Annotated in this window: 12 protein-coding genes; 10 read left to right on the forward strand and 2 right to left on the reverse strand. The window is 70.3% G+C overall.

The genetic code is table 11. The annotated features are described in order from the left end of the window. Positions 1-82 precede the first annotated feature (82 nt). The 3 genes from IPH07_12930 to IPH07_12940 all read left to right on the forward strand — a co-directional run bounded on the left by IPH07_12930 (position 83) and on the right by IPH07_12940 (position 4,223). The gene (locus IPH07_12930; protein ID MBK6918292.1) at positions 83-1,279 is read left to right on the forward strand and encodes a hypothetical protein; all 1,197 of its coding nucleotides are present in this window, start codon (positions 83-85) and stop codon (positions 1,277-1,279) included. 1,058 nt (positions 1,280-2,337) lie between these two features. After that, the gene (locus IPH07_12935) at positions 2,338-3,153 is read left to right on the forward strand and encodes a hypothetical protein (protein MBK6918293.1); all 816 of its coding nucleotides are present in this window, start codon (positions 2,338-2,340) and stop codon (positions 3,151-3,153) included. Positions 3,154-3,209: 56 nt separating this feature from the next. Beyond that, positions 3,210-4,223, forward strand: coding sequence for an endonuclease/exonuclease/phosphatase family protein (locus tag IPH07_12940; protein MBK6918294.1), 1,014 nt, complete (start codon positions 3,210-3,212; stop codon positions 4,221-4,223). Here IPH07_12940 and IPH07_12945 read toward each other — a convergent pair. Beyond that, positions 4,187-5,080 (reverse strand): 2-oxo acid dehydrogenase subunit E2, encoded by an 894-nt coding sequence (locus IPH07_12945; protein MBK6918295.1) that lies wholly within the window; start codon positions 5,078-5,080, stop codon positions 4,187-4,189. The two genes, IPH07_12940 and IPH07_12945, sit on opposite strands and share 37 nt — an antisense overlap. Positions 5,081-5,269: 189 nt before the next feature. Here IPH07_12945 and IPH07_12950 point away from each other — a divergent pair, with 189 nt between their 5' ends. The 3 genes from IPH07_12950 to IPH07_12960 all read left to right on the forward strand — a co-directional run bounded on the left by IPH07_12950 (position 5,270) and on the right by IPH07_12960 (position 10,399). Continuing rightward, positions 5,270-7,429, forward strand: a complete 2,160-nt coding sequence (locus IPH07_12950) for a hypothetical protein (protein ID MBK6918296.1) — start codon at positions 5,270-5,272, stop codon at positions 7,427-7,429. A 34-nt stretch (positions 7,430-7,463) separates the two neighbouring features. Next, positions 7,464-8,765, forward strand: a complete 1,302-nt coding sequence (locus IPH07_12955) for a DUF1501 domain-containing protein (GenBank protein MBK6918297.1) — start codon at positions 7,464-7,466, stop codon at positions 8,763-8,765. 209 nt (positions 8,766-8,974) lie between these two features. Further along, positions 8,975-10,399 (forward strand): VCBS repeat-containing protein, encoded by a 1,425-nt coding sequence (locus IPH07_12960; GenBank protein MBK6918298.1) that lies wholly within the window; start codon positions 8,975-8,977, stop codon positions 10,397-10,399. Between the two features lie 281 nt (positions 10,400-10,680). Here IPH07_12960 and IPH07_12965 read toward each other — a convergent pair whose 3' ends face one another. Then, positions 10,681-11,889: a bifunctional 3,4-dihydroxy-2-butanone-4-phosphate synthase/GTP cyclohydrolase II gene (locus IPH07_12965; GenBank protein MBK6918299.1), complete on the reverse strand. Its 1,209-nt coding sequence runs from the start codon at positions 11,887-11,889 to the stop codon at positions 10,681-10,683. A 243-nt stretch (positions 11,890-12,132) separates the two neighbouring features. On the opposite strand from IPH07_12965, the gene IPH07_12970 reads away from it, so the two are divergent. The 4 genes from IPH07_12970 (at position 12,133) to carB (ending at position 17,586) form a co-directional block, all read left to right on the forward strand. After that, positions 12,133-12,774, forward strand: coding sequence for a hypothetical protein (locus IPH07_12970; protein ID MBK6918300.1), 642 nt, complete (start codon positions 12,133-12,135; stop codon positions 12,772-12,774). After that, positions 12,774-13,268, forward strand: coding sequence for a hypothetical protein (locus IPH07_12975; protein MBK6918301.1), 495 nt, complete (start codon positions 12,774-12,776; stop codon positions 13,266-13,268). Before IPH07_12970 ends, IPH07_12975 begins: the two co-directional genes overlap by 1 nt. Positions 13,269-13,428: 160 nt before the next feature. Further along, entirely contained in the window at positions 13,429-14,157 is a 729-nt protein-coding gene (locus tag IPH07_12980) for a HEAT repeat domain-containing protein (GenBank protein ID MBK6918302.1), read from the forward strand. Between the two features lie 162 nt (positions 14,158-14,319). Beyond that, positions 14,320-17,586 (forward strand): carbamoyl-phosphate synthase large subunit, encoded by a 3,267-nt coding sequence (carB, locus tag IPH07_12985; GenBank protein ID MBK6918303.1) that lies wholly within the window; start codon positions 14,320-14,322, stop codon positions 17,584-17,586. The last annotated feature ends 63 nt before the right edge of the window (positions 17,587-17,649 follow it).

The raw sequence follows: 17,649 nt of genomic DNA on the forward strand, positions 1-17,649 counted from the left end.
CAGTGTAGCAAGCCCCGAGCCCACCTCGCTCGCCCTTGCTGCGCGCGCGCGAGCGCGCCGTTCGTGCACTTGCGATGATGCCGTGACCGCCTTGTTGCCGACCCTCGCCATCGCCGTGCTGGCCCCGCTCGCGGTCGCGGCGTGGGTGGCGTGGTGGGGCTGGACGCGCGTGCGCACGCACACCCGGCCGGCCTGGACGGCGGTGCTCGGCTGCACGCTGCTGCCGTGGGCGGTGCCGCCGTCGTGGCCGTGGCTGCGGCTGCCGCTGTCGGTCTTCGCGATCACGCTGTCGATGCACTGCTGGACGCTGGGCCACGGTCGGCCCGCCGATGCGCGCGCGTGGTCGAGCCCGTGGCACTACCTGCTGTGGCTGCTGCTCCCGCCCGAGGTGCACTGGCCGCGCGACGACGACGACCGTGCCCGGTCGCGGCACGGCGCGATGCATCGCGGCCTGCGGGCGCTCGCCAAGGCACCGTGCATCGCCGCGCTCGTGCTGCTCGAGCAGCACGTGCCCGCCGTACACGGCGACCCCTGGACCGAGGCCTTCTGGGCGCTGTGGCTGACGTGGCTGGCCGGGTCGACGATCGCGGATCTCGGCTCGGCGGTGGTGATGGCGTTCGGCGTCGCGGTCGACGAGAGCTTCGCGAGCCCGCCGTTGGCCCGCTCGCCGCGGGAGTTCTGGGCGCGGCGCTGGAACCTCATCGTCGCGGGGTTCATCGCGCGTCAGGTGTTCGCGCAGGTCGGCGGTCGTCGCCATCCCCTGCGCGCGACCGCGATCGCCTTCGTCGGCAGCGGCGTGATGCATGAGCTGTTCGTGATCCTCTGCCTCGGCCGCGTGCCGCAGCGGCTGGGCTGGATGACCGCGTTCTTCGTGCTGCACGGCGCCGCCGTCATGCTGCAGATGCTGCTCGATCGTGCCCGGACCCGCCGTCGGCGTCGACGCGGCGCCGATGCCCGCGCACGCGGGCGCGGCCTGTGGCCACCGCTGGCCGTCGCCGCCCACATCGCGTGGATGGGTCTCACCGCGCCGCTCTTCTTCGGCCCGCTGGGCGAGGCCTTCGCGCCGGCGACCACGACGAGCGGCGCCGTGGTGACGTCACCGCGCGACGGTCACTCGAAGCTCTCGGCGCCGGGCTCCGCCGACGACGTGTCGTCGTCCGCTGGTTCGGGCGCGAAGATCTCCGGATCGATCGTCGGTGGCGTGCTGCCGACCGGGGCCGAAGGCGGCACGGTGCCGCGCACGAACGCGGGCAACTTGCCGAGCACGCGGCCGAGGTAGCGCGGGGCCTTGCCGCCGCGCACGACCTCGACGCAGATCTCGAGCGGCTGCACGCCCATCGCCCACTGCTGCGCGGCCTGGACCTCGGCCTGGTTGGTGACGTTGCCGTCGGTGCCGACCTGCGCGACGGGGCCCAGCGACATGAAGGCCTTGAACTGCGCGTTGCGCAGCGCCCGCTCGCGGGCAGCTCGCTCGGTCTTCGCCTCGCGCGAGCTGCCGACGACGAACACATGGCCGGGCTCGACCGGCGGCGCGTCGACCCACGCGCCACAGCTCGAGGTGGCGCGGTTGTTCGGCGTCTGCGTGATCTTGAACGCGAAGTACACCGGGTTGGGGAACTCGATCGCCTGCGTCCACGAGGCCGTGCGCGACGCGGCCCCCGATCCGCTGACGCCGTTGGTGGGGTTGGTGCCGCTGCCGCTGACCTCGGCGTGCGACTCGGCCTGCCGATAGACCGCGCCGGTGCCCTGCAGGAACTCGCCGATGAAGCGATCGGTGCACTGGTCGGGGCGGCTCTTGCAGCACTCTTCGAACGCGATCGGATCGGGGATCTCGGCCACCATCTTGCCGGTCAGCACGTACTCCACCTTGACCTCGCGGCTGCGCCCGGCCGAGCCGCTCGCGCTCGCGACCGCGGGCACACCGATCCGCGCCGCGAGCTCGGCCGTGACGTTCATGTGCTCGGTGAACTTCACGCCACCGCCCTCGATGAAGCGGTACTTCACGTGGGCCGAGCACGTCAGCGGCATCGCCGAGCCCTCGTCGAGTTCGGTCGCCGCCGCCGGCACGAAGCGGCCCAGGTAGATCGATGGATCGGTGTCGAAGGCGTTGCGCAGGTACACGTTCGACATCGGCGCTGCGCTCGGCCCCCGACCACCGATCGAGCCGGCGCAGGCGGACAGCGACGCGAGGGTGAGGAGCAGGACGGGGCTCGGGCGGCGAACGGACGTCACGGGGGGAAAATAGCCGATCGTCGGTCGCGGTTGGCGAGCCGGAGCGACGATCGTCCGCGAGGGGCTGCCACAACCGGCGGATTTGGCCGACGATCGCGAAGCGACATGGCGAGCCCGATCCCCCACCAATGGCAAGTCCCCAAGGTCTTTCGCGATCGCATGGGCAACCATGCCGGTCGTCAGCGCTGCATGGTCGATGGCGGCCACGTGTTGTTGGTGCTGCACTCGCCACCGGGTGCAAACCGTCATGGCCGCCGCGACGCCGTGTTGTTCTGGCGGGCGCCCGACGGCCGCTGGGACTGCAGCGTGGGGGGCCCACCGACCTTCGTGCCGCTGCGCGATCACGTCGAGCAGTTCGTCGCGCTGGCCGAGGCCTGCGAGGCCCGCATCGCCGACGCAGCGACCGCCGACGAGTGGTACGCGCTCGTGCGCGAGACCGCCCCGCTGGCGCGCCTGAGCAAGAACCTCGCCGATGCCGTGCAGGACGCCCGTGCCGCGGTCGAGGGCGACCACGCGCTCATCACGATCCGCGACAGCGCCCTCGATGCCGCCCGCGCGTTCGAGTTGCTCGCCGCCAACGCCCGCGAGGGCCTCGACTACACCCTGGCCAAGCGCGCCGAGGATCAAGCGCGCCAGGGCCAGCACATGCTCGAGTCGGCCCACCGCCTGAACCTCATCGCCGCGGTCTTCCTGCCCATGACCGCCGTCGCGACGGTGTTCGGCATGAACCTCGCGCACGGCCTCGAGTCGATGCGCGCACCGTGGCTGTTCTGGGGCGTCACCGCGGTCGCGATCGTGGTCGGGCTCGTCATCCGGGCCAGCCTGCCGCGCCCACCCGCCGCCGTCACGGCCACGCCGCCGCCACGCCCGACCGCAAAGGCCGGCGCACGACCGGAGAGCAAGACCAAGGTCCGTGTGTAGACGCGCACGCGCACGCGCTTGGCCCTGGGCGCGGGGCCGCGCGATGCTCGTGCGCGATGCCTTGCCCGCTGCCGCGCCCACTGCTCGCGTTGGTCCTCACCGCGCCGCTCGCCTGCGGCGATGCCAGCGACGGGGGCAGCGGCGGGGGCAGCGACGACGGCAGCGTCGCGACCACCGATGGCAGCGGCACGAGCCACGCCGACGGCAGCAGCAGCGAGGGCGGCGACGGCAGCGGTAGCACCGGCGGCCCCGTGGTCCCGCTCGGGCCCTGGCGCGTGATGAGCTTCAACGTCATGTGCTCGGGCTGCACCCCGGCGGGCTACGAGCCGTGGTCGGCCCGCGTGCCGCACCTCGGCGACACCGTGCGGCGCCACGATCCCGATCTGTTGGGTACGCAGGAGCTGTTCGCGGCCGCCGAGGTCGCGCAGATCGAGGCCGAGCTCCCCGAGTACACGTCGATCTGGTGGGCGGCCCCGGACGCCGACAGCCTCGACTACGCCGACGCGGCGATCTTCTATCGCAGCGCGATGTTCGAGGAGGTCGAGCACGGCTTCTACTGGCTGTCGCCCGACCCCGACGAGCCCTACTCCAACGGCTTCGCTGCGCCGCAGCTGCCACGGCTGGTGGTGTGGGCGCGCCTGCGCGTGCTCGCCGACGGGGCCGAGTTCGTGTTCGCGACCACGCACTTCGACAACAACGCGCCCTCGCAGGAGAAGAGCGCACCGCTGGTGCTGGCCCGCACCGCCGCACTCGCCGACGACTGGCCGGTGGTGATGGTCGGCGACTTCAACGCGCAGCCCACCGACCCGGCCTACGCGATCCTCACCACCGGCGTCGACGGGGCGCCGCCGCGCTTCGACGACGCCTTCGTGCTCGCCGACGACTGGCACGTCGACACCAACCTCACGCCCGCGCCAGCGTACGACCCGAGCGGCCGCATCGATCACGTCTTCGTCGCCGGCGGCCCGTGGCGCGCGCGCGATTGGGTCGCCGATCTGTGGGGCTACGGGCCCGACGATCAGTACACCTCGGATCACTTCGCGATCGCGGTCGAGCTCTCGCTCGAGTGATCGATCGCCGCGACGGGGGCCTCGATCGGCTCGAAGTGCTCGAACGGGCGCTCGAACCACGCGCGCAGGATCTTCACCATCTTGGCCGCGTGCACGCCATCGACCACGCGATGATCGAAGGTCGCGTACAGCCGCATGGCCTTGCCGACGGTGAGCTCACCGTCCCACACCACCAAGATGTCCTCGATGGCCCCGACCGCGACCAGCAGCGGCACCCGTGAGAACGGCACCAGCGGCACGTAGGCGGCCTCGAGCCCGAGCGAGCCGATGTTGGTCACCATCGCACCGCCGAACGGATCGCGGGGGATGCCGGCCCAGCGCAGATCGAGGTTGAGCCCGTAGTTGAGGAACGACAGCAGGCGCATCACGAAGCCGATGAGCAGCGCGGGGATCCGCAGGAGCCCGCCGCGGCTGCGCTCGAGCGCCTGCGAGCGGTCGCGGGCACGAACCTTGGCGGCGGCGTCCTCGAAGTCCGCGACGATCTCGCGCAGCGACTTCCGGTGCGGCGCGTCGACCTTCACCCCCGAGAGGTCGATCGCGCCCGTGGCCGGGTCCTCGATCGCGACCTGGAAGAACACGCCGATGTCGCGCCGGAGGTACACGCGATTGAAGCGGAGCAGCGCGTTGGCATCGGGCACGCCCTCGAGCACCGCGCCCATGACCTTCGCCATCATGTGCGTGACCGTGAGGCGCTGACCGGTCGCAGCGCGGAAGCGATCGAGGTAGCGCAGCGCGTCGTCCATCCGCAGCGTGACGCTGCCGTAGATGGAGGGGTCGTAGGCGGTCCGCCAGGTCCCCAGCGAGATGTGGCGAAACGGCGTGGGGCGGGTCCGGCCGGCGAGCTCGACGTTGGGCACCGGTCCAGAGCGTAGCCCGCCGGCCCCCGTGCGCGCTCGCGACTCGCGCACGGGCCCGATTCTCCTGGTCGCGAAGCCGTACGCCGGACCCCGCAAAGAATTTCGACGCGGGCGCAGACAAGGCGCGGGGGTCCGGGGACACCCCTTTCGATCGCGGGCACCGGCTTGGGGCTGCAGGGAGAACGGTCGATGAAGACGCGCACTCGAGAACTCGGACACCACGCGGCCGCGCAGCAGCGCCTGGCCTGGCTCGGCGCGCTCGCGCTGGTCGCGGGCTGCTACCAGGGCATCGACGATGCGGCCCACGCCGACGGCGGGGACGATGCCGCCGACGGCGGTCCCGCCGGTGGCAGTGCGTCGGCCGACGGTGGCGACAGCGGCGGCGACGACGGTGGCGGCGACGATGGGGCCGACGACGGTGCGGGCGACGACGGCGAGACCGAGGTGCCCTTCGAGCCGCTGCCCCCCGAGGCGGCGCTCGCGAAGGTGAAGGACTTCCTCACCGGTCTGCCGCCGACCAGCAACGAGCAGGCCAGCTACCTCGCGCAGCCGCAGACCCTGCCCGGCATGGTCGACGCGTGGATGAAGACGCCCGAGTTCCAGACCCGGTCGCTCGAGATGTTCGACCAGCTGTTCCAGCAGCAGGTCTCGGCCGAGAACCTCGCCGAGATGATGGGCACCACGCCCGGTCGCATCAACGCGATGAACACCCGCGGCGGCGCGCGGATGCTGCGGAGCATCTCCGACAGCTTCTCGGCCACCGTCTGGGACATCGTCGCCAACGATCGACCGTTCACCGAGATCCTCACCACGCGCACGTTCATGCTCAACGTGCCGCAGATGGTCATGCTCTCGTACATCGATGCAGACCCCCGCGGTGACGACGGCAAGGATCTGCCCTCGTGGGTGCTGCAGCGCTACGCCGGCTTCGAGGTCGGCGTGCGTTGGACCGGCAACGCGATCCCGCAGGCCCAGACCTTCAACCCCGACTCCGCCAACTTCATGCGCTTCTGGCTGGACACCACGCCGGACGCCAGCTGCCAGACCGCCCTGGGCAACACCACCACCGGGCGCAACGCGCTGCTCGACGCGTTCGAGCTGATGTTCCGCGTGATGCCGGGCCTGCTCAAGTGCGGCACGGCCACCGAGATCTTCAGCGACGCCGACTGGCAGCTGCGCCCGGTGACCCTGCGTGTCGCCGACGCCGGCGAGGACCCGACCGCGTTCTTCGACGTGCCGGGCATGCGCACCGCCGACGAACTGGTGCTGCACTCCGATCGCGTCGGCTACTTCACGACGCTGGGCTTCTCGGTCAACTGGCTCACCAACGACTCGAACCAGCACCGCGTCAACGCCAACCAGGCGCTGATCGTCGGCCTCGGCCGCACCTTCGACCCCGAGAACGTGTTCGTGCCCGCCGACGGCGCGACCGTCGACGAGGGTCACGCCGAGCCCGGCTCGCCCTGCTACTCGTGCCACAAGGATCTCGACCCGCTGCGCGACTTCCTGCGCCAGAGCTACACCTACGCCGGCTCGCCGCGCCCGGCCAGCGAGATGACCGACATCCCCGGCAGCGCGTTCTTCTCGCTCGACGGCAGCGAGCCCATCGAGGGTAGCGGCGCCGGCGACCTGGCCGGTGCCATGGCCTCGCACGAGCGCTTCGCGAGCGCGTGGACCGAGAAGATGTGCACGATGATCAACTCGGATGCCTGCGACCCGCAGGATCCCGAGCTCATCCGCATCGCGGGCGTGTTCGCCGACTCGAACTACGATTTCCGCACGCTGCTGCGGGAGCTGCTGACCTCGCCCATCGTCACCTTCGAGACCCGCACCCGCACCGGCGAGGAGTACGGCTCGATGGTGCTGCCGGTGACGCAGGACCGCTTCTGCCTGCGCATGAGCCAGCGACTCGGCATCGCCGACATCTGCAACCTCGAGGGCATGCTCGACGCGCCCGCGGCCATCGGCAAGCGCCTGCGCGCGCTGTCCGACGGCGTACCGCCGGTGTCCTACGGCCGCGCCGCGGTGCTGCCGTTCGTCAACACCGACCCCGACGTGTTCTCGGTGGCCTCGACCGAGCGCATCTGCCAGATCGTCGCGGAGCGCTGGTACGGCGACGGCGACGGCATGATCTTCGGCACCGCGCAGCGCGAAGAGGCGCTCGACGCGATGGTCGAGAAGATCATCGGCATCCCCAAGATCGACGCCCGCTACGACGACCTGCGCCAGGTGCTCGCCGACCACTGGGACCTCGCCATCGAGGACGAGGGCGTCACGCCCGTCGACGCGCTGCGCTCCACCTTCATCACCGCCTGCGCGTCGTCGGCCGCCGCCGCGACCGCGATCTGACGCCCGCCCCCACGAGTTCGTAGGAGTCACCACCATGATGCAACGTCGTCAGCTTCTCCGAAACGCGCTGGGCCTCTCCAGCGTGGGCGTGCTCTCGGTCGCCACCGGCTTGCCGGTCGGCTTCCTGCGCCAGCCGCTCGCCCACGCCGAGGGCGAGGACGCGGACATGATCGACCCCGATCGCGCGCAGTACATGATCCTCTCGGCGCGCGACCTCGGCGACCCGTTCAACGCCAACACGCCCGGCACCTACGGCGTCTCGGGCGTGGTCCATGCCGGCGGCCCCGACATGACCGCGACCGCCATGACCCTCGGCGCGACCGCGACGACCGCCGCCAAGGTGTGGTCGACGCTGCCGCAGTGGGCACTCGACCGCGCGTCGTTCATGCACCACTCGACCAAGACCCAGGTCCACGGTCACCTCGTCAAGGTGCTGCAGCTGCTCGGCGACGCGTACCGCAGCGAGACCATCCCGTCGATCTTCGCGAAGTACCTCGCACCGGTGCTGGGCACCGTCAGCACCACGCCGGTGCCGGTCGGCGCGGTCAACATGACCTTCAACGGCCGCACGCTGCCGCAGCTCAAGCCGACCACGCTCAAGGAGCTGCTGGTCGCCAGCGACAGCCCGCTCAACGATCTGCAGGGCCTGCGCGACCAGGCGCTCGACGAGATCCACCTGCTGCTGCGCCAGCACGGCAACGCCGAGCAGCGCAAGTTCCTCAACGAGCACTCGAACGCCCGCGCCGACGTGCGCAAGCTGTCCGAGGGGGCCGCCGATCTGCTGAGCGCGGTCGACGACGACAGCCCGATGTCGCAGGTCTACGCCGCGGTGGCGCTCATCAAGCTCAAGCTGACGCCGGTGGTCGCGATCGCGATCCCGTTCGGCAGCGACAACCACGCCGACCAGGGCTTCACCCGCGAGATCGACGAGCACGTCAGCGGCGTGGGCACCATCGCCACTTTGATGAACCTGCTCGAGAGCAACGGCCTGCAGGACAATGTCACGTTCGCGTCGATGAACGTCTTCGGCCGCACGCTGAAGAAGACCGGCACCAAGGGCCGCACGCATCACTCGCGCCACCACTGCACGATGATGATCGGCCGCAACGTCAATGGCAGCGTCATCGGCGGCATCAAGGCCGCCGGCGACGACTTCGACGCCCGCCCGATCGACAGCATGACCGGCGCAGCCTCGGACGGCGGCGACATCTCCTACGAGGAGGGTCTGCCGTCGGTCGCAAAGACGATGGGCGCGGCGCTGGGCCTGACCGACGCGACGCTCGACTACGAGATCCTGAAGGGCAAGGTCATCACCGCCGCGCTCGCCGACGCGTAGCGCGGCGGGGTCGGCCGCGGCCACGGCCGTGGCCCTGCTGCCGCGGGTACGCCAGTACTCGCCGTGCATTCGCACCGGCCTCGACGCCGGTTGCGTGCGCGTGCGATGCTCGTCGACGATGGACATCCGGCATCCGGCATCCGGCATCCGGCATCCGGCATCCGGCATCCGGCATCCGGCATCCGGCCTCCGGCATCGTGAGGTGCGGCTTGGGTGAGCGCCGCGATCGGATTCAGCGGTGCGGTTCGAAGGTCACCGCGACGTTGACGCTCGGGCTACTCGCCTGCGGCCCCGTCAAGGGCGACGGCACCGGCTCGGCGTCGGCCGAGGGTACCAGCACCGATGCGACGGCGAGTTCGACGTCGGCTGCGAGCATGACGTCGACATCGACCTCCGTGGGCGGGAGTTCGGATGGTTCATCGACCGCAGGACCGGGCGCCTGCCCCGACAATGTTGCGAACGAGCCGTTCTGCTATCGGAAATTCTCGCTCCCCTCGAACGGCGAGCTCGGGGACGGGCCGATGGCCCCCGAGCGGGCGCAACCGGCTCGAGCCGGTCACTTCGGTTCCGACGGCGAACTCGCGTTTCTGCTTTCTGGCCAGCAGGCCGGGAGCCCCATGGCTCTGGCAGTCTGGAACGGTTCGGGATTCGACGTGCGGCCGTGGGGCGTCGTGCCCAGCCTCGACTTCTGGCGGGGTCGATGGCCCGCAAAGATGTTCGATGGGATCCACTCGGACCTGGTGGTGGGCGCCTATGAAGGTGGCGAGTGGACGCTCGCGGTTGCTCCGTGGCGTCCAGACGGGCCTGGAGGGCCGGTTGTCGTCGAGGCCCCAAGTCCGAACTACGTCGCACGGCTTTTCGACCCAATGACAGTCGTCGATGTGAACGGGGACGGGCTCGATGAAATTGCCGTCTACGTGCAGCCCGGGGTGCATCGACTGGTGCAGAGCCTGGACGGGACACCATCGTTCTCTGGTGGCGAACTCACACACTCGGGCGCATGCGGGGGCGGAGAGGCTGGCATCGGCGCCGGCCAGATGGACGGCGATGGTCTGATTGATGTCGCGGCCATTGGGTTCTGCGAAGTGAGAAATCTCGGTGGTGTATTCGCATTCTCGGCTGAATGGGGCGACGGCACGGGAGGCTTCGCTGCCGAGGGTGTCCAGTTTCCGGCAGCATCGCCCAATGCTTGGCTCGGCATGGGCGACTTCGACGGCGATGGCTTTGCCGACGTCCTCACGGCATCAGAGGACGGCTCGACCTACTACGAGTCCTATCTCTACTTTCATCGCTCGCGCGGCGACCGCACATTCGACGCCCCCCTCAAAATCTGGACCGACATCGATCCGCCCGGCAGCTTCACCCCCCCTTATGTGGCGCCTTTGGCCGCCGCTACGAGTTTGGTACTTGGAGACGTCGACGGCGACGGCACGGACGATGTCGTATTCCAGAGATTTATGGTCGCCGTCGTACAGGTCACACATGCCACCCAGTATCTCGAGATGTTCGACATCGACTGGGACCAGGAGAACAGACAGATCGTATCGGCGTACGATCTAAACGAGGACGGTCGGCTCGACTTCCTCGTCTGGGATGCCATCGAGGGCGCCTACGCACTGATGTCCTCCGCGTAGGCCTTCCGCGCGCGTATTCTTCTACCCGTCACTTCCGTCCTCAGTAGCGAGTCCGCTCTCGCTGGTGACAAGCTACGCCAAGGCCGGCAATAGAACGCGAAGACCAGCACCATTTTCAATCATCTGCCGCAGGCGCGATTCCGGCCCGGAAGGTTGTAGACGCACATGCTCATTGCCGCGATCGTCCGCGACGCGCGCGGGGCCACCACCACCGTGCGCAAGTCGATCGCCTGCCTGTGAGCCCGCGACGGCTCCCGCCCTCGCGCCCGCGGCAATCGCCCTCACCCGTCCGCGAGGTGGCCGAGCTTCGCGACCTTGGTCGCGAGGTAGCGCTCGTTGTGCGGGTTCTTCCCCGCATGCAGCGGCACCCGCTCCACGACCTCCATGTCGAAGCCCGACAGGCCCACGATCTTGCGCGGGTTGTTGGTCAGCAGCTTCAGCCGGCGGACCCCGAGGTGGTGGAGCATCTGTGCGCCCACGCCGTAGTCGCGCAGGTCGGCGGGGAACGACAGCCGCAGGTTCGCCTCGACCGTGTCCACGCCCTGGTCCTGCAGCGCGTACGCGCGGATCTTGTTGAGCAGGCCGATGCCGCGGCCCTCCTGCCGCAGGTACACCAGCACGCCGCGGCCCTCGGCTGCGATCGCGGCCAAGGCCGCGTCGCGCTGGGCTCCGCAGTCGCAGCGCAGCGAGTGCAGCGCGTCGCCGGTGAGGCACTCGCTGTGCATCCGCACCAGCACCGGCGCGCCGTCGTCGATGGTGCCCATCGTCAGCGCCACGTGCTCGGTGTTGGCGAGATCGTCGCGGAAGCCGTGCAGCTCGAACAGCCCCTCGGCCGTCGGCAGCTGCGCGCTCGCGACGTGGTGCACGAAGCGGTCGTGGGCGAGCCGGTACGCGATGAGGTCGGCGATGGTGCCGATCGGGATGTCGTGGGTCTTGGCGAAGGCCATCAGCGCCGGCAGCCGCATCATGGTGCCGTCGTCGTGCATCAGCTCGCTGACCGCCGCGACCGGCTTGCAGCCGGCCAGGCGCGCCAGGTCGACGCCGGCCTCGGTGTGCCCTGCCCGGCGCAGCACGCCGCCGTCGCGGGCCCGCAGCGGGAACACGTGGCCGGGGCGCACGAGGTCCGCCGCGGTCACCTCCGGCTTCACGGTCGTGCGGATCGTCAGCGCGCGATCCTTGGCCGAGATGCCGGTGTCGATGCCGTGGGCGGCCTCGATCGACACGGTGTACGCGGTGCCGCGCTTGGCCGCGTTGTGCTGCACCATCGGCGGCAGCTCGAGGTGATCGGCCAGCTCGTTGGTCATCGCCAGGCAGATGACCCCGCCGGTGTGGCGGATCGTGAACGCGATGTTCTCCGCGGTGACGTGCTCGGCGGCGATGATGATGTCGCCCTCGTTCTCACGGTGCTCGTCGTCGACGAGGATCACGGGCCGACCGGCGCGGAACGCCTCGATCAGCTCAGCGGTGGTGGATAGACCTTCGGCGACCACGTGCGGCGGCAAACTCCTCGGACTCGCGGCAGAGCATGGCCGCTTTGCCGCCCCTGTCAACGCGGCGCGGGCCCGCGCGCACGGCCGACTTTGGTGGGCGCGGGATGTCGTCTACAATCCGCGGCGGCCATGCACTGGGCACCGTCCACGAATTCTTCGCTGCGATCGCAGCGCGCCGGCCGAGCCGCGGTCGCGTGTGCGGTTGCGCTCGGACTCGCTGCGACGCCGCAGCAGGCTGCAGCGATGCAACCCGAGCGCGCGCCGACCACCGCCGCCGCATCCGAGCTCGACGCGACGGCCGCACCCGACGCGACGGCCGAGCCCGACGCGACGGCCGAGCCCGACGCGAGCACGAGCACCGAAACGAGCACGAGCACCGACGCGAGCACGAGCACCGACGCCGCGGCGAGCACCGAGACGACGTCGAAGTCGGCTGCGAAGCCCACCGCTGCACCGCCACCGGCCAAGCCGGTCGACGGCGAGGTCGCGCCCGAGGACGACGCGCCGCCGACGATGACGCGCATGGAGGCCGCCGGCTGGTGGACGCTGTTCGGTGGCGTCGCGACCAGCACGCTCGCCGGTGTGATCGCCGGCCTCGCCGAGCGCCAAGAGGACCGCGCGCTGCGGCTGTCGGTGCGCTACGACCTCGCCACCGGCGCGCAGTCCCGCTACGCGGACGTGCAGGACGAGTACGAAGACACCATCCGCAAGGGTCGCTCGCAGGCCGCCGCCGCGCTCGCGCTGGCGATCCTCGGGGTCTCGACGATCATCGCCGGCGTCACCGTGACCGCCGTCGGTCGCGTGCGGGCCAAGCGGGCCGGCAAGACCCGCGCGAGTGCGCGGCACATCGACGTGCGCAGCGGCGGATTGCAGGTGAGGTTCTGATGCGACGACGATCCTTCGCTCTGCTCGCACGTCCGCTCGCGGCCACCTGGCTCGGCCTCGTGGCCGCGTGCTTCGATGCGCCTGCGGCCACGGTGATGTTCACCTGCGACGTCGCCAGCGAGCCGGCCTGTCCGGCCGGGTACACCTGCCAGTCCGATGGTTGTTGCCACGCCGATGGCTCCGACGTCGCCGCCCACGCCGGCGAGTGCATGCTCGGCGGCGCGACCGATGTCAGCGCCACCGCAACCGCGACCGCGGGCAGCTCGTCGTCGGCCGGTAGCAGCGACGGCTCGACCGGCAGTGGCTCGACCGGCAGCGGCTCGACCGGCGGTGGTTCGAGCGGCAGCAGCTCCACCGGCGGCGCCTCGGAGAGCAGCTCGGGCGCGGACGCGTCGTCGAGCGGCGGCGCCGACTCGGGCAGCAGCTCGGGCGGCTCGAGCTCCGGCGGCGGCTCCACCGGCACCGCCGGCAGCAGCGGCTCGACCTCGATCTGAGGCGCAGACCTCCGCGCGCGGGGCCTTTGCGCACCGCGCGCTCACGCGGTTCGCCAAAGCATGTTATCTGCGGGGCCGCGATCTCGCCGTCCAAGGCGCGCCCTGTCAGAGCGCGCCCCCCGTCGCGCGATACTCGTGCAGTCGCGAAGGAACCGATCCCGTGGGCCTCAAGGACCTCTTCTCCGGTGGTGGACGCGGCGGCAAGGGCCGCGTCGACAAGTTCGTCAAGGTCATCACCAACCCGTACACGCAGTCCGCCGATCGCTACCACGCGATGCAACAGCTGCTCGACGACGGCTCGCTCGAAGCATGGGTGGGGCTGATGAAGCGCTTCACCGTGGTCTCGACCAAGAGCATCGAGGACGAAGAAGAGAAGGGCTGGGCCTACCGCGAGCTCGCCGCCAAGGGCGAGAAGGTGTTGCCCGCGCTCAAGCAGTTCTGCATCGAGTCCGACAACGTCGCGTGGGCGCTGCGCATCCTCGAGGACGTCGCCAACGGCCCGCAGGAGTGGGACATCATCGACGCGATGCTCGAGAAGCATCCGCCCGAGTACGCCCGCGACTCCAAGACCAAGCTGCAGCTGCTCACGCACCTGGCCGAGATCGACGACGATCGCGTGGTCGGGATCCTGCTGCGCTACCTCGACGACCCCGACGAGTCCGTGCGCTACTACTGCGTCGAGCAGCTGATCGACATCGGCGACGAGACCGCCAAGCCCAACCTCGTCGCGCGCCTGGCCCACAAGGACGAGGACTCGGTGCGCCTGCGCGGTCGCATCCTCGACGGCTTCGCGTCGCTCGGTTGGGATCTCTCCGCCCATCAGGAGGCGGTGCTCGCGAACCTCGGCAACGAGCACGCGATGAGCAAGGGCAAGATCGTGCGCCGCTAGTGGCGGACGGCCCCCCTCGCGTCGACGCTCGCGCGCCCGCGACCTGCGGTCGTCGCTGCATGACTGCATGAAATCGGGCGGCGGTGCCCGCGGCGCGCTCGCACGGGGTTTTGCGATGCCCCTTTCCACGCCGCGGCATCTGAGGCAGGCTCGCGCCCGCTCGTGCCCCGCCGCGACGATCTGAAGCGCATCCTGGTGCTCGGTTCGGGCCCGATCGTGATCGGTCAGGCCTGCGAGTTCGACTACTCCGGCACGCAGGCCGTGAAGGCGCTGGTGCAGGAGGGCTACGAGGTGGTCCTGCTGAACTCGAATCCGGCGACGGTGATGACCGACCCGGAGATCGCGCTGCGCACCTACGTCGCGCCGCTGCAGCCCGACGTGCTCGATCAGGTGCTCGCGCGCGAGCAGCCCCACGCGATCCTGCCGACCGTCGGCGGACAGACGGCGCTCAACCTCGCGGTCGCGGCCTCGCGCCAGGGCATCCTCGCGCGCCACGGCGTCGAGCTCATCGGCGCCACGCCCGAGGTCATCGCGCGCGCCGAGGATCGCGAGCAGTTCAAGCAGGCGATGATCGAGATCGGCCTCGACGTGCCGCGCTCGCACTACTGCCGCTCGCTCGCCGAGGCCCGCGCCTGCCTCGAAGACCTCGGCTTCCCGGTCATCATCCGCCCCTCGTTCACGCTCGGCGGCTCGGGTGCCGCGGTGGCCTACAACCGCGAGGAGTTCGAGTCGCGGGTGCAGTTCGCGCTCGACGAGAGCATGGACGGCGAGGTCTTGCTCGAGGAGTCCGTGCTCGGCTGGAAGGAGTACGAGCTCGAGGTGATGCGCGACGCGGTCGACAACTTCGTCGTCATCTGCTCGATCGAGAACCTCGACCCGATGGGCGTGCACACCGGTGACAGCATCACCGTCGCGCCCGCGCAGACGCTGACCGACAAGGAGTACCAGCGCATGCGCGACCACGCCGCGATGGTCGTGCGCAAGATCGGCGTCACCACCGGTGGCTGCAACATCCAGTTCGCGGTCGACCCCCGCACCGGTCGCGAGATCGTGATCGAGATGAATCCGCGGGTCAGCCGCTCGAGCGCGCTGGCCTCGAAGGCGACCGGCTTCCCGATCGCCAAGTTCGCCGCCAAGCTCGCGGTTGGCTACACGCTCGACGAGCTCAAGAACGACATCACGCGCGTGACCCCGGCGAGCTTCGAGCCGGCGATCGACTACGTCGTCACCAAGATCCCGCGCTTCGCGTTCGAGAAGTTCCCCGGCGCCGACGACACCCTGACGATCCAGATGAAGTCGGTCGGCGAGGTGATGTCGATCGGCCGCACCATGCGGGAGTCGCTGGGCAAGGCCATCTGCTCGATGGAGCAGGATACCTACGGCTTCGACATCGACCCCGGCTGCGACGACGAGGAGCTGATCGCGATGCTGGGTCGGCCGCACCCGCGCCGGCTGTGGCACGTCGGTGCCGCGCTGCGCCGCGGCGTGCCGTTGTCGGTGGTCCACGAGCGCACGCAGATCGATCCCTGGTTCCTGCACCACATCGCGCGCATGGTCGAGCTCGAGGTGGCGCTCGAGGGCGGCGCCCGCGGCCAGGTGCCGGCGCTGCCGCAGCTGCGCGAGGCCAAGCGCAACGGGCTGACCGATCGCCGCATCGCCAAGCTGGTCGGGGTCTCCGAGGAGGCCGTGCGCACGCGACGGCTGCAGCTCAAGCTGCAGCCGGTCTACAAGCGCATCGACACCTGCGCGGCGGAGTTCGACTCGGGCACGCCGTACCTCTACTCGAGCTACGAGGACGAGGACGAGGCTGAGGTCAGCGGCCGCCGCAAGGTCGTGATCCTGGGCGGTGGCCCCAACCGCATCGGTCAAGGCATCGAGTTCGACTACTGCTGCTGCCACGCCGCGTTCGCGCTGCGCGAGGCCGGCTACGAGACCGTGATGGTCAACTGCAACCCCGAGACCGTGTCGACGGATTACGACACCTCGGACCGCTTGTACTTCGAGCCGCTCACGCGCGAGCACGTGCTCGAGATCCTCGACGCCGAGTCCAAGAGCGGCACCATCGCCGGCGTGTTGGTGCAGTTCGGTGGCCAGACCCCGCTCAAGCTCGCCAAGTCGATCGAGGCCGCCGGCTACCGCCTGCTCGGCACGCCGGCCGAGGCGATCGACCTCGCCGAGGATCGCGAGCGCTTTGGCCAGCTGCTCGCGCGGCTCGGCATCGCGTGCCCGCGCTGGGGCGTCGCGCGCTCCTCCGACGAGGCCTTCGCGGTCGCCGAGCGCATCGGCTACCCGGTGCTGGTGCGCCCCAGCTACGTGCTCGGTGGCCGCGCGATGGAGATCGTCGGCTCGGCGGCCGCGCTCGATCACTACATGCGCCACGCGGTCCGGGCCTCGCCGGATCACCCGGTGCTGATCGACGAGTTCTTGCCCCACGCCACCGAGTTCGATGTCGACGCCGTGGGCGACGGCACCGACGTCGTGATCGCCGGCATCATGGAACACATCGAGGAGGCCGGCGTGCACTCGGGCGACTCGAGCTGCTCGCTGCCGCCGGTCAACGTCGCCAAGGCCGTGCTCGACGATCTGCGCGACATCACCCGCACGCTCGGCCGCGAGCTCGGCGTCATCGGCCTGATGAACGTCCAGTACGCGCTGCGGGGCAACCGCGTGTACGTGCTCGAGGTCAACCCTCGCGGCTCGCGGACGGTGCCGTTCGTGTGCAAGGCCACCGGCATCCCGTTCGCGAAGATCGCCGCGCGGGTCGCCGCCGGCGAGACCTTGCAGGCGCTCGGCGCCCGCGAGCTGGTGCCCGACCACGTGTCGGTGAAGATCCCAGTGTTCCCGTTCCGCAAGTTCGCTGGGGTCGACGTGATCCTCGGCCCCGAGATGCGCAGCACCGGCGAGGTCATGGGCATCGGCGCCGACTTCGGCAGCGCGTTCGCCTCGGCGTGGATCGCCGAGGGCACGCCGTTGCCGACCGAGGGCCGCGTGTTCATCAGCGTGACCGACGAGGACAAGGACATCGTCGTCGCGGCCGCGCGCAAGTTCTTCGAGCTCGGCCTGCAGCTGGTTGCGACCCGCGGCACCGCCGACAAGCTCGAGGCCGCGGGCATGCCCTGCGCACGCATGAACAAGACCACCGAAGGGCGGCCGCACATCGTCGACGCGCTGCTCAACGGCGAGATCGCACTGGTCGTGAACACCTCGTCGACCGCGGCCGATCGTGCGGCCAGCTTCACGATCCGCCGCACCGCGCTGGTGCAGCGGGTGCCGTACTTCACGACCATCTCGGGCGCACTCGCGGCCGGCGAGGCGATCGCGAAGATCAAGCACGACCGCCGACCGCCGGTGATGTCGCTGCAGGAGCTGCACCGCCGGCCGGCGTTCACGCCGGAGACGGCGCCAGTCGACCGCGACGGCTATCGCTGAATCGGCGCGCGCCTGTGGGCCGTCCCCGGCCGGGTTTGCGCGGCTCGCCCGGCCTGTTATCGT

It is taken from the genome of Deltaproteobacteria bacterium (assembly GCA_016709225.1).
In the GTDB taxonomy this organism is placed as follows: domain Bacteria; phylum Myxococcota_A; class Polyangia; order Nannocystales; family Nannocystaceae; genus Xiheibacterium; species Xiheibacterium phototrophicum.

Bases quoted from the DNA above. Each gene is read 5' to 3' on its own strand.
- IPH07_12935 (MBK6918293.1), top strand. From the start codon at position 2,338: ATGGCGAGCCCGATCCCCCACCAATGGCAAGTCCCCAAGGTCTTTCGC.
- IPH07_12940 (MBK6918294.1), top strand. From the start codon at position 3,210: ATGCCTTGCCCGCTGCCGCGCCCACTGCTCGCGTTGGTCCTCACCGCG.
- IPH07_12950 (MBK6918296.1), top strand. From the start codon at position 5,270: ATGAAGACGCGCACTCGAGAACTCGGACACCACGCGGCCGCGCAGCAG.
- IPH07_12955 (MBK6918297.1), top strand. From the start codon at position 7,464: ATGATGCAACGTCGTCAGCTTCTCCGAAACGCGCTGGGCCTCTCCAGC.
- IPH07_12970 (MBK6918300.1), top strand. From the start codon at position 12,133: ATGCAACCCGAGCGCGCGCCGACCACCGCCGCCGCATCCGAGCTCGAC.
- IPH07_12975 (MBK6918301.1), top strand. From the start codon at position 12,774: ATGCGACGACGATCCTTCGCTCTGCTCGCACGTCCGCTCGCGGCCACC.